Origin of the sequence: Paenibacillus plantarum (genome assembly GCF_013141695.1) — a bacterium.
In the GTDB taxonomy this organism is placed as follows: Bacteria; Bacillota; Bacilli; order Paenibacillales; family NBRC-103111; genus Paenibacillus_E; species Paenibacillus_E plantarum.
The window spans coordinates 115,552-128,392 of the sequence record NZ_WHNY01000026.1 but is presented as its reverse complement, the minus strand read 5'-3'; the positions used below and the strand labels follow the sequence as shown (position 1 = coordinate 128,392).

The window sequence follows — 12,841 nt, the reverse complement described above, 5'->3', positions numbered from 1 at the left end:
GATGGATTTGCACATAACAAAACATGGTGATTGTCAGCTAAGTATTGAGATTTGCTATAACAGCGGCATCATTACGAATAATGCGGTGGGTTTGTTGATCGAAGAATGGCGAGACGAGTATCAAGTTAAGAACCTGTCCTTGTGTACGGATTCCAGTGAAGGTAACCGAATTCGTATTCTCGAGCCGCAAGTAATTGAAGGTTATAGTGAACAAACGTTTGTAATTGTTACAGTAATGAAAGATGGTTATTATCATATCAATCTTTCCGGTGCAAGTGAACAGGCAATCCTCTATGGCATATGTGAAATCCTTGACCAAACATACGTTCTGGATGGTGAGGTGCGGTTACCCCGATTAAATATGACCTCTACACCTGATATTAAAAAAAGAGGCGTTGAGCGGCATTGGGGTCCTTCGATGACATCGATGGAAAACCTGGAAGAGAATCTCAACCTGATCAAACTTTTGGCCAGAAAACGAGTTAATCATCTGATGTGGATCGATAGTTGGATCAGTATGAGCTGGTATCCATTCCTTGATTTTGCATACTTTCCGATTCTGAAAAGAGAAGATCAGTTGGGCAAGATTAAGCTTGCCAAGGAATGCCTTCGTTCCATTATTAATGAGGCGAAAAACTGGGGAATGGACTTTTACCTGTCTTGCACCGAGTTTAATATCCCTGAAGACCTGCTTAAGAAACACCCAGACATGTTCTATCGCAATCCGGATACGGGATTATGCGTGCTGCGGTTAGATAGTGAGGATACTTGGCTATTCTACAAATCCAAAATTAAAGAGGTCATGGTGGATTTCCCTGCCCTTTCCGGTATTGAACTTTGGACAGGAGAGGCTATGGAAGTCTGGCAATGCTATCGTCCTGAGACAGATACAAGATCGATTGGGGAGCTTTTCCTCGAGATGTATGAGAAAGCGCTTGAGGCCATGGATGAAGCAGGCAGAAGTGATGCGAGGATTATCTGTTCTAGCTTTACCCATCATCCTGATTGTGAGAAAGTGTATGAAGATATTCTGGGGAGATTACCTGAACGTTGCGACTCTCGAAGTAAAATGCAGGTTGAGGACTTCTATCGTTTCCATTCGCCAGCAACACTCCCAGGCAGACTTTCTCCGGGCAGGGAATGGGTAGAGTTCGATCTCGGCGGCGAGTACAGAGGGGATTGGGCTGGATGGATCACTTGTGCGCTGCAATTCATACCGGATCGCATGCGGCATTACTACGACAAGGGAATTAGTGGCTTCATGTGCAGGATACGGGGATATGCCCTAGGTCCGAACACCACATTTATCGGGGATTATGCGGTATTGAAAGGCGTACAGTCGATTAAATATGATGTCTATTTCAAGACCTGTTGGGATATGAATATAGGGCTCGCCGATATATGGCGAATGTGTAAGAGAAGGGGATACCCTGATCAGATGCTCGAATTTTTCCAATTGTCGGAGAAAGTCGCGGAACAAGCACAGTATGCCATTGAATCTGTCGTGAATAATTTTCATTCCTCATTTATTGGCTCTATAGAAAGATATGAGTGGCAGCTGGCCTACATGGATCATCCTTATAATACAGCAGGTCAGGAACGGAAATGGATTTTAGAGCCTACGGAAGAAAATTTATCGCTTATCGTCGCTGAGAAAGAACAGGCACTTATAAATATCTTGAAAATGAGTGAAATCTTAGAGCAATGTCAAGGTGAGCTCATTGATGAGGACTATACGGCATTGAGGAAATGTCTGGACTATCAAATACAGGTCGTTAAAGTTTTCAAAGTGCACACGGAGATGTTCTTCAGGTATCGCATGCTCATGATGACGAAGTTGGAAAATAGACATGCACTTCTGATGGATTGTATGAAACGATGTGAACAGGAAGTCACGCTGCTTCAGGCTTATGATCAGGTACAGGCCAAGCATGCCTATGCGTTAATTAGCGATATCAAATGGCGGCTAAGCAGCGATATGAATGGACCTTTTTATCATCTGCTAGGTTACCATGGGGTTTGTAAGGTATAATAGAGATTGGAATAATTTCCTTTTATTTGCATAAATTTCACGCATTCAACAAACAATTGAATACAATGGAATTTATTAGATATTGAGGAGGATCCCATGTGTTAGATTGGGTTGAAATTGTTTTACGCACATTTTTATCAATTGTGGTGCTGTTCCTTATGACTAAACTGTTAGGTAAAAGGCAAGTGACCCAGCTCTCCTTCTTCGAATACATAACCGGGATCTCAATTGGTAATCTGGCGGCGTACATATCGCTGGACACGGATACGAAATGGTATCTTGGATTGGTCTCTCTTGGGGTATGGGTGACTTGTACGTTGGGCATTGAATTTCTGCAGATGAAAAGTAAAAAAGCGCGGGATTTCATTGATAGTAAAGGAACTATACTCATTCGTGAAGGCAAGATTATGGAAGATAATTTAAAGAAAGAACGCCTAACCACAGATGAACTCATGGAGCAATTGCGCAAGAGGTCGGTATTTAAAGTTGCTGATGTCGAGTTTGCTATCATGGAACCAAGCGGAGAGATTAATGTCCTGTTAACGCGAGAGAATTTACCGTTGACTCCCAAACATTTAGGCATTAAGGTTGCGCCAGAGAAAGAGCCCCAAGCGGTGATCATGGATGGCGTAATCATGGATGAATCATTGGCTACACTAAGCTTTAGCAGAGCGTGGTTGAATACCGAATTAGTTAAAATAGGGGTTACAGTTGAAAATGTATTTCTAGGTCAAGTGGATTCTTACGGCCAATTGTTTGTGGACTTGTATGATGATAAGATCGCCGTACCTGTGCCACAGGAAAAAGCATCGCTATTTGCAATATTAAAAAAATGCGAAGGCGATTTAATGTTGTATGGATTGTCCACCAATAATAAAAAGGCCAAAGAGATGTACGAGCAATGCTCGAAGCAAATGGAGGATATCATTGCACAATTGGAACCGATCCTTAAGCGGTGATGCGTAATTCGACAAGACTAGCGGCGACAACTGGGCTTATAGCCATCTTGACAGCTCGCGAACCAGCGTGTGAAAATAAGATTAGGTAAGATTAGGAAAAAACATAATAAACGATAAAGTGGTGATCGCGATGAAGGATCGGCTGGAGTTTGATACCGGACAATCGCATATAACCCTCTTATTTAAAAAAGGGACCGTATGGAAGCTAACAACTTCCGTACGGTCCCTTTCTTTTGGTAAAGCGAGAAAGGAAGGAGTCTGAGTTGACATGGCGATGGTATACAAACAGCAGGAAAACGACTTAGAAGCGACTCCGGTTGTATTAGACGGGGTGCAATTGATACCAGAGTTAGTAGCTTCGGTTGTTTATGATCATGTACCGGTCGGACTAGATGAACAGGCGCTCCAGCGTGTGATTGCGTGCCGCAACATGGTGGAGGAACTGGTTGCAACTGGCCAAGTGGTCTATGGGATCACGACGGGGTTCGGCAAATTCAGCGACGTGACGATTTCACCACAAGACGCTGTCCAGCTGCAAGTTAACCTGATTCGCAGCCATGCCTGCGCCGTCGGCAGACCGCTGCCGGAACCGACGGTTCGCGCATTGATGTTGCTGCGCGCAAACGCGCTAGCCAAAGGATATTCGGGCATCCGCCCGGTAACGCTGCAGCTATTGATCGACTGCATCAACCGTGGCGTACACCCCGTCGTGCCGGAACAAGGCTCACTTGGTGCTAGTGGTGACTTGGCTCCATTGTCACATTTGGCACTGGTGCTGATGGGAGAAGGCGAGGCATTTTATAAGGGTGAACGTCTGCCGGGTGAGAAAGCACTCGCAACTGCAGGGCTTAAACCGATTAGCTTGCAGGCAAAAGAGGGGCTAGCGCTTATTAACGGCACACAGATCATGACATCCATTGGTACGCTGGCGCTTATCCAATCACAATCACTTGCGAAAATTGCCGATGTAGTTGCATCACTGACAGTTGAATGCTTGCGCGGCATTCCGGAAGCTTTTGCGGAAGAGGTGCATCAGGTACGCCCTTATCCAGAACAGATCGGCGTAGCGAAGAACTTATGCAAGCTGCTGAAAGGCAGCAAGTTGACGACACGCCAAGGCGAGCTTCGTGTACAAGACGCTTACTCACTGCGTTGTCTGCCCCAAGTGCATGGTGCGACACGCCAAGTTCTTGCCTATGTGCAGGATAAGATTGCAATAGAAATGAACGCTGCGACGGACAATCCGTTGTTATTCGTGGAGAAAGGTCTCGTCATCTCTGGCGGTAATTTCCATGGTCAGCCGATCGCATTCGCGATGGATTTTCTGAAAATCGGCATGAGCGAGCTCGCGAACATTTCGGAACGCCGTACCGAAAGGCTGGTTAATCCAGCGCTTTCAGGTGGACTTCCTGCATTTTTGAGCCATCAACCAGGGATGAATTCAGGCATGATGATCGCGCAATATGTAAGTGCATCGATCGTTTCGGAAAATAAAGTGCTGGCGCACCCATCAAGCGTGGACTCGATACCATCTTCGGCGAATCAGGAGGACCATGTGTCTATGGGAACAACAGCAGCGCGCCATGCCGTGCAGGTCATCGACAACGTGTCTAAGGTGCTGGCGATCGAGTTGATTTGTGCAGCGGAAGCAGCTGAATTTGTAGGGACGGAGGGCCTTGCTCCGGCGACCCGGGTTCTGTACGACAAGCTGCGGGCGCTCGTTCCCCCTGTTCTGGAGGACCGTTCGACCTCCCGCGATATCGAAAACGTGGCGACTGCTTTACTGGAAGGCGAGTGGCTGCAAGCGGTTGAGGCTGTGACTGGCAAGTTATTTTGACATGAGAGGAGATCACTAAGATGAATTCCAATCCTCAGAAGCGAGAAATACGCGCTCCTCGCGGTACTGATCTATCTTGCAAGGGCTGGGTACAGGAAGCGGCTATGCGTATGCTGATGAATAACCTCGACCCGGATGTCGCAGAACGACCGGAAGATCTCGTTGTGTATGGCGGCATCGGCAAAGCGGCTCGTAACTGGCCTTCCTTTGATGCTATCATCCGCGAATTGCAGCGCCTGGAAAGCGATGAAACATTGTTAATTCAATCCGGCAAGCCGGTCGGTGTTTTCAGAACCCATGAACGTGCACCACGCGTGCTGCTCTCTAACTCTGTACTCGTGCCCAAATGGGCGAATTGGGAGCATTTTCGTGAGCTGGAGCAGAAGGGGCTGATGATGTACGGCCAAATGACCGCGGGCAGTTGGATTTACATCGGGACGCAAGGGATTTTGCAAGGTACGTATGAAACCTTTGCCGAAGCGGCCCGCCAACATACAGGCGGTTCGCTCAAAGGTACGTTGACGTTGACCGCAGGCCTTGGCGGCATGGGCGGCGCTCAACCGTTAGCCGTCACCATGAATGAGGGCGTTGTCATTGCGGTCGAAGTTGATCGAACGCGCATTGAGCGCCGAATTCAAACTCGTTACTGCGATGTGCTGGCTGAAACACTGGATGAAGCGCTGCTGCTGGCAGGTAAAGCTATGGAAGCGAATAAGCCGCTAGCCATCGGTTTGCTAGGTAACGCTGCGGACATATACCCAGAATTCGTGCGTCGCGGCATCAAGCCACATTTCGTGACAGACCAAACATCGGCTCATGACCCGCTAATTGGCTATATTCCAATCGGATTTACGTTGGCCGAAGCAGCGCTGCTTCGTGAGAAGGATCCTGTGCAATACGTGAAGTTTTCTAAAAGCAGTATGGCGACCCATGTGCAAGCGATGCTTGACCTTCAGCAAATGGGCTCCGTTGTGTTCGATTATGGCAACAATATTCGTCAAGTCGCCTTCGACCAAGGGGTTGCCAATGCTTTCGATTTTCCCGGATTCGTTCCAGCTTATATCCGGCCGCTCTTTTGCGAAGGTAAAGGGTCTTTCCGCTGGGTAGCACTCTCCGGTGATCCGGAAGATATTCGCAAAACAGACGAACTTGTGGTGAAGTTGTTCCCGGACAATGATCACCTGCGCCGCTGGATTACGATGGCGAGTGAGCGTGTCGCGTTCCAAGGTCTCCCGGCGCGTATTTGCTGGTTAGGCTATGGTGAGCGCGAAAAATTCGGTCTGGCATTAAACGACATGGTGAGAACTGGCGAGTTGAAAGCACCGATTGTGATCGGTCGCGATCATTTGGATTGTGGCTCCGTCGCGTCGCCAAACCGTGAAACGGAAGCGATGAAAGACGGTTCCGATGCCGTTGGTGACTGGGCGATCCTGAATGCGCTGATCAATACGTCAGCAGGAGCTTCTTGGGTTTCTGTCCATCATGGCGGAGGTGTCGGGATGGGCTACTCGCTGCACGCTGGCATGGTAATTGTTGCGGATGGGACGTCTGAAGCAGATGAGCGTCTCCGCAGTGTGCTGACCTCTGACCCCGGCATGGGGGTTATCCGCCATGTGGATGCGGGTTATGATGAAGCGATTGAGACAGCGGAAGAGCACGGGATCCGCATACCTATGCGTGAGCAGGGACATTGAAGGAGGATTGAGGAGATGGAGCGGATTGATTTACTCGTTACGGGGATTGGTCGTTTGGTTTCCCCTCCTGGGAATGTACCGCGCTGCGGGCAACAAATGAAGCAAGTCGATGTAATCACCGAGGCGGCGGTAGCTATTCGCGAAGGGAGAATCGTGGCGTTTGGAGCAGCACGAGATGTCATGAGCCTCCTTGCAAGCGTAGAAATTGTAGAAATCATCGACGTAGGTGGACGCATGGTCACGCCAGGGCTGGTTGATCCGCACACCCATCTCGTTCATGGCGGTTCCCGTGAACATGAGCTGGCGCTGAAGCGGTCGGGTGTCTCGTATTTGGACATTTTGGCGCAGGGCGGTGGCATTCTTAACACAGTGCAAAGTACACACGCAGCGAGTGAGCAGGAGCTCTATGATAAGGCGCATCGAAGTTTGAACGAGATGTTGTTGAATGGTGTCACGACAGTTGAGGCGAAAAGCGGCTACGGTCTCACCCTGGAAGATGAATTGAAGCAACTGCGTGTGGCAAAACATTTGAATGATACTAACCCAGTCGAAATTGTATCGACATTTATGGGGGCACATGCGGTGCCGCCGGCGTATAAAGGTCGTACCGAGGAATATGTAGACCTCATCGTCAATGACATGATTCCCATGGTGGCTGAAGAGGAGCTTGCGGAGTTTTGCGATGTGTTTTGTGAGCAAGGTGTTTTTACTATTGAACAGACGCGCCGAATTCTGCTAAAAGGTTTGGAGTACGGTTTGCTTCCGAAAATACATGCAGACGAAATAGAACCGCTTGGCGGAGCGGAACTGGCAGGTGAAATCGGTGCGATATCCGCTGAACATTTGCTTGCAGCGACCGATAAAGGCTTCGCTGCCATGGCGGAACAAGGCGTGATTCCAGTGCTCTTGCCGGGCACTTCGTTCAATCTAGGCCTGACTAAGCATGCGCGTGCCCGCGACATGATCGATGCATTTGAACTGCCGGTGGCTATCGCAACGGACTATAATCCGGGGTCCTGTCCGACCGAGTCGATCCAGCTCGTCATGATGTTGGCATCGCTGAACCTGAAGATGACGCCGGAGGAGATTTTAACGGCATGCACAATCAACGCGGCGAATGCCTTGGGACGAGGGCAACATATCGGTTCGATTGCGGTGGGAAAGCGTGCGGATTTAACCATATTTGATGCGCCGAATCTGGCATATTTGCCGTATCATTTCGGGATTAACCATACGTTTGGGGTCATCAAAAACGGAAAGGTGATCGTATGGGACCGTACCATCATGCCAAAAGAATCAGGTAAGGAGGAGGGGGCACGATGAGCCATGAGATCCCTTTTCTCAAATCACCTGATCAAGCTGTGTTCCGAGATCACAAGGAAACCAAGGTTGCCCATTGGATTCGCCAGTGGGACGGTCAAGAGCCATTGCTTGCAGGCATCATCGGCATTCCGCTGTCTAAGTCGTCGATTTCGCATTCAGGTGCTTCGACGACACCGGCAGCTGTACGTGCGGCGTTCAAGTCGTTTACGACATACTCTATGGAGTATGGTGTTGATCTGCAAGACATAGCCGTTCGCGACCTCGGCGATATCCAAATGCATGTGACAGACATCGCGGAATGTCACCGCCGCATCGAGGAAAGCTTGCGCGCGCTATATATCGACCAGCCGGGCTTAATTCCGATCATCTTCGGCGGCGATCATTCGACGAGCTGCCCGTCGATCAAAGCTTTCGTGGGCCGTCATCCTGGGAAAAAAGTGGGTATTCTTCATTTTGATGCCCATCATGATGTCCGTAATTTTGAGGATGGTGGCGTCACCAACGGTACGCCATTCCGAGGTATCCTCGAATCGGGTGTGGTAGAGGGACATCACATCGTACAAATTGGCATTCGAGGCTTCATGAATTCGAAACCTTATCATGACTACGTGAAGGGTAAAGGGGTACATGTGTATACATCTCGTGATATCCGTCGGATGGGCATGGATGCTGTGCTCGACCAGGCGCTTCATCTTGCGGGGAACGGCACGGATGTGCTGTACGTGAGTTTCGATGTGGATGTGATTGACCAGGCTTACGCACCGGGATGCCCCGCGATTGGTACTGGCGGGATGAATCCGTGGGATGCACTGGATGCTCTTTACCGACTCGGATCGCTACCGCAGGTGCAGGGACTGGACTTCGTCTGCATCGATCCAACTATCGATGTGCGCAATGTGACCTCGCGACTAGCGGTACAGTTCATGCTTAGCTTCTTGGCAGGGGTCGCTGCGCGCCCGAAATAAAAGTTGGCATTAGGCTTATGCTAGAAACGCCGCTAGTTCCTTATTACTGGAGCTAGCGGCGTTTTCTTTGTGTAGCAGGGGCGGAGACTGCGTTAGTCCGAAATTTCCGAATTAAAACGAGGATTACTTGTGAAAAAGACCCATAGTCCGATTCTGCCGAACTATTTACCGAATATCCTTGTTCGGAGGCTTAATTGGTCGATTTAGTTGGGTTAATTCGGACTAAACACAATACAATGTGGCGGATAGTGAGATTAATTCGGCAAATTCGGACTATTTGGTGCTAGAAGCGTTATCCGTGCCGTCCAAGCTCACAATATATTTGTAAAAAAATTATTCTATACTAGAGGAAGAAGGGTTACTATGAAAAAAATATATGTTACGATTCTGGCAAGGGGAAGAAAGGTATTCTTGCAGGAATGTATGCGCTTACGAAATTATTCTGTCATTCTAAATAAGATCGTGAGGGAGAATAGCCATGATAAGTGGAGATAGCAAGAAACAACTGGTTCACACAGATATCCTAGTTGCCGGTGGCGGCATTTCGGGCGTTGTAGCTGCCATTGCTGCTGCTAGGAATGGTGCCAAGGTTACGCTTTGTCAGGATCGCTCAGTGCTGGGAGGCAATGCCTCTTCCGAGATCCGTATGCATATTGTCGGGGCGGCGCATTCCAAACGAGGGACAGTATTAGAAACAGAAGCAAGAGAAGGTGGCATCCTGGAAGAAATTCTTCTGGAGTGCGCTGTCCGCAATCCACAGCGAAGCGCTTCGATGCTGGATCTCCTTTTATATGACAAATGCAGATCGGAACCGAACCTGACGTTGATGCTGAATACGGCCATAATTGGCGTGCGAATGGATGGGAATCGGATTGTGTCAGCTTGGGCAACGAGGGAAAGCACGGAGCATAGCTTCGAAATTTGTGCGAACATATTCATGGATTGTACAGGAGACGGTCGTCTTGGCAAAGAAGCAGGAGCGCGATTCACGACAGGACGTGAGTCTTCCGAGCAATATGGAGAGTCTTTCGCTGGGGAAGTAGCCGATACGTATCGTCTCGGTTCTTCGCTGTTATTTACAGCAAGAAATATGGGTAAACCGATGGCATTCATCCCTCCTGTATGGGCGAAGCGATATTCTGAAGAGGATTTGAAATACCGCAGTCATGCGTCATGGGAATATGGGTATTGGTGGGTGGAGTTTGGCGGATTACTGGATACAATCTCAGATAACGAAATGATTCGTGACGAACTGCTTGCTATCATGATGGGCGTTTGGGATCATATCAAAAATAGTGGTCATCACCCAGAGTCTGAGACGTGGGCGCTGGATTGGTTCGGCTTCGTGCCAGGCAAGCGGGAATCACGTCGATTCATCGGCAAGCATGTATTGTCACAAAGGGATCTAGAAGAAGCGGTTCATTTCGAAGATGTCATCGCATATGGAGGGTGGCCGATGGATACACATCCACCACAGGGGATTGAGGCCAAAGAGATCGATCCCTGCCATCAACCGCATACAAACCATGTTTATGGCATCCCTTTAAGGTCATTGGTCAGTGCTAATGTGGAGAATTTGATGTTTGTTGGACGTCATATATCCGCTACACATATTGCTTTTTCAAGCACGAGAGTCATGGCTACTTGTGGTGTAATGGGGCAAGGTGCGGGAACATTCGCCGCTTTGGCCATTCAAGAAGGTATTTCACTTGAGATGGCTTATAAGAATCAAGAATTGATTGGGAAAACGCAACAAAGGCTTATCGGGCAGGATGCGTTTCTTCCTGGTATTCCCGCTAGCGATAACTTGTGTAGCCAAGCGACAGTTCGAGCTTCTTCCGAACAACCTCAAGGCCAAGCATCGAATGTAATAGATGGCTATACCCGTGCCATGCATGGCACAAACGGCGTTAGGCTAGACCTCGTCGTTCCTGGTTCTCACAGGTGGATGTCACGTCCTGATGATCAAGCACCTTGGATTGAGTTAGCATGGGAAACACCAGTTGCCATTAGCGAGATCACCATCGTGCTTGATACAGGCATGCACCGGAGACTAACCCTGACACAAGAGGATCAGCTGCATAAGAAAAATGAATGGGGACCGCAGCCGGAAACGTTGAAGGATTTCCGGGTTATTGCGTATACTGCGATGCCAGACAAGGATGCTCGTCAAGTGATGATGATACAGGATAATTACCAACGGCAAGTAACACGCCATGTAGGGTTAGAGCAAGTAAATAGGCTACGCTTGGAAGTCTTAAGCACGAATGGATTGGATCATGCTAGAGTGTTTGAAATCAGATGTCATTGAAGTCAATATGGTGAACATTTTTTAGGAGGAGGACGGCGTCTTGGAAGGAATATTTAAGAATGTTGACATACCTGGTTGTACGATTATGGATGTTCAAATGGTGCCAGAAGGAAGTCTCACCTTAGAGGACGGTAGAATCTTTACGGACTTACCAGAATTTTGCCGAGTTTGCCTCCAGCTGAGGCCAACCTCGGATTCTAACATTCGAGTGGAGCTTTGGCTGCCACAAGATTGGAATGGCAGATTCCTCGGCACGGGCAATGGAGGTAGTGCAAGTTATATTAGCTACAATCCACTTGCACTTGGCGTGCGGCGAGGATATGCGACAGCGAATACGGATATGGGCACTTCGCCAAATGCCTTCGAGGCGATAGGACATCCTGAACGATGGGTGGATTTCGGTTATCGTGCCACACACGAGATGACGGTAGCGGCGAAATCGCTCATCCAATTATATTACAGAAAATCAGCCAGCTACGCTTATTTCATGGGTTGTTCAACGGGTGGGCAACAAGCGTTAATGGAAGCTCAGCGCTATCCGTCTGATTACCACGGCATTATCGCTGGGGCGCCAGCAAACAATCGCACTCACTTGCATACTGGATTTTTGTGGAATTTCAAAGCAACGAATCAAAGAACAGGTGCGCATTTTTCAAAAGAACAAATTGCATCCATAACTCGCAAAGTAGTCGAACATGGACGGGGGAAGGATGGCGGTGTTCTTCATGGTGATAACTTCTTTACTGACCCAAGGGTTCTGCAATTCGGCCCAGAGACGTTGGCGGCTTCACAGGTTGACGATGACGGGGTTAGCCTCACCGAAGAACAGATCTCCGCACTGAAGCTGATTTATGCGGGTCCAACCAATCCACGAACAGGCGAACGTATCTACACACCACTTCCATTTGGGAGTGAGGCTTGTGGGGGAGGGCTGGATCTTCAACAAGATCCAGAACAATTACCATCTTCGCTGTTATATCCATTTCATTGGGTGTTCGGGGCGGATTTCGATTATTCGACATTTGATTTTGATCATGATTTGGATACGTTGAATGAGCGATTAGCGCCAATTCTTAATGCAAATAATCCCGATGTCAGCGAGATGAAAGCTCTAGGTGGGAAAATCTTGTTGTACACTGGCATGGCGGATCCGCTTGTGCCGTATCAAGATGCACTCCACTACTATGAGCGAGTGATTGAACATCAGGGAGGCCTTGATCAAACCCAGGATTTCTTCCGGTTATTCCTTGTGCCAGGAATGGGTCATTGTGGAGGTGGACCGGGGTTGAATGAGATAGGTTTTAGAGGTGTTTCCAGTTTACCAGTTGATCGCGAACATGACATTTTAGCCGCAATGGTTGACTGGGTTGAGCACGAAAAAGCGCCAGATACACTTATCGCTACCGCGTTTATAGATGGTTTTGCTCCGAATGGCATGGACTTCCAAAGACCTATTTTCCCTTAACCGAAGCTTCCCGATTACATTTCCGGAGATCCTAATTTGCCAGCTAGCTATCAAGGGGTTGAACATCCTCGAGGCGGAGTTCCAATTCCAGCGGATAAATACCTCGTTTAAATGATGTCATTAAGTTCGTGAAGTAATTAGCGAGATGAGATTGGAAGAGCCGAGCAGCTGTTGCTCGGTTCTTTGACTTACAAAAAGTAGAATCGTTATACTTTTTGGTATTTTTATTATAGTGTATGCGTCTAACTTTATGTA

Annotated in this window: 8 protein-coding genes; all 8 read left to right on the top strand. The window is 48.4% G+C overall.

Translation table 11 applies throughout. The features are described from left to right. Position 1 precedes the first annotated feature (1 nt). The 8 genes from GC096_RS07565 to GC096_RS07530 all read left to right on the top strand — a co-directional run bounded on the left by GC096_RS07565 (position 2) and on the right by GC096_RS07530 (position 12,586). Complete coding sequence (locus GC096_RS07565; protein WP_171629619.1) at positions 2 to 2,032, top strand: hypothetical protein; 2,031 nt, start codon at positions 2 to 4, stop codon at positions 2,030 to 2,032. A gap of 98 nt (positions 2,033 to 2,130) precedes the next feature. Further along, positions 2,131 to 2,991, top strand: a complete 861-nt coding sequence (locus GC096_RS07560; RefSeq protein ID WP_171629618.1) for a DUF421 domain-containing protein — start codon at positions 2,131 to 2,133, stop codon at positions 2,989 to 2,991. 274 nt (positions 2,992 to 3,265) lie between these two features. After that, positions 3,266 to 4,828 (top strand): histidine ammonia-lyase, encoded by a 1,563-nt coding sequence (gene hutH / locus GC096_RS07555; protein ID WP_171629847.1) that lies wholly within the window; start codon positions 3,266 to 3,268, stop codon positions 4,826 to 4,828. Positions 4,829 to 4,848: 20 nt separating this feature from the next. Further along, positions 4,849 to 6,522 carry a urocanate hydratase gene (gene hutU / locus GC096_RS07550; RefSeq protein ID WP_171629617.1) on the top strand — a complete coding sequence of 558 codons (1,674 nt, stop codon included), beginning with the start codon at positions 4,849 to 4,851 and terminating at the stop codon, positions 6,520 to 6,522. 15 nt (positions 6,523 to 6,537) lie between these two features. Beyond that, entirely contained in the window at positions 6,538 to 7,845 is a 1,308-nt protein-coding gene (hutI, locus tag GC096_RS07545) for an imidazolonepropionase (protein ID WP_171629616.1), read from the top strand. Continuing rightward, positions 7,842 to 8,810: a formimidoylglutamase gene (hutG, locus tag GC096_RS07540; protein ID WP_171629615.1), complete on the top strand. Its 969-nt coding sequence runs from the start codon at positions 7,842 to 7,844 to the stop codon at positions 8,808 to 8,810. The genes hutI and hutG overlap by 4 nt, the downstream gene beginning before the upstream one ends. Positions 8,811 to 9,288: 478 nt before the next feature. After that, positions 9,289 to 11,121 carry an FAD-dependent oxidoreductase gene (locus tag GC096_RS07535; protein WP_171629614.1) on the top strand — a complete coding sequence of 611 codons (1,833 nt, stop codon included), beginning with the start codon at positions 9,289 to 9,291 and terminating at the stop codon, positions 11,119 to 11,121. Between the two features lie 40 nt (positions 11,122 to 11,161). Beyond that, complete coding sequence (locus GC096_RS07530; RefSeq protein ID WP_171629613.1) at positions 11,162 to 12,586, top strand: tannase/feruloyl esterase family alpha/beta hydrolase; 1,425 nt, start codon at positions 11,162 to 11,164, stop codon at positions 12,584 to 12,586. Positions 12,587 to 12,841: the final 255 nt, after the last annotated feature.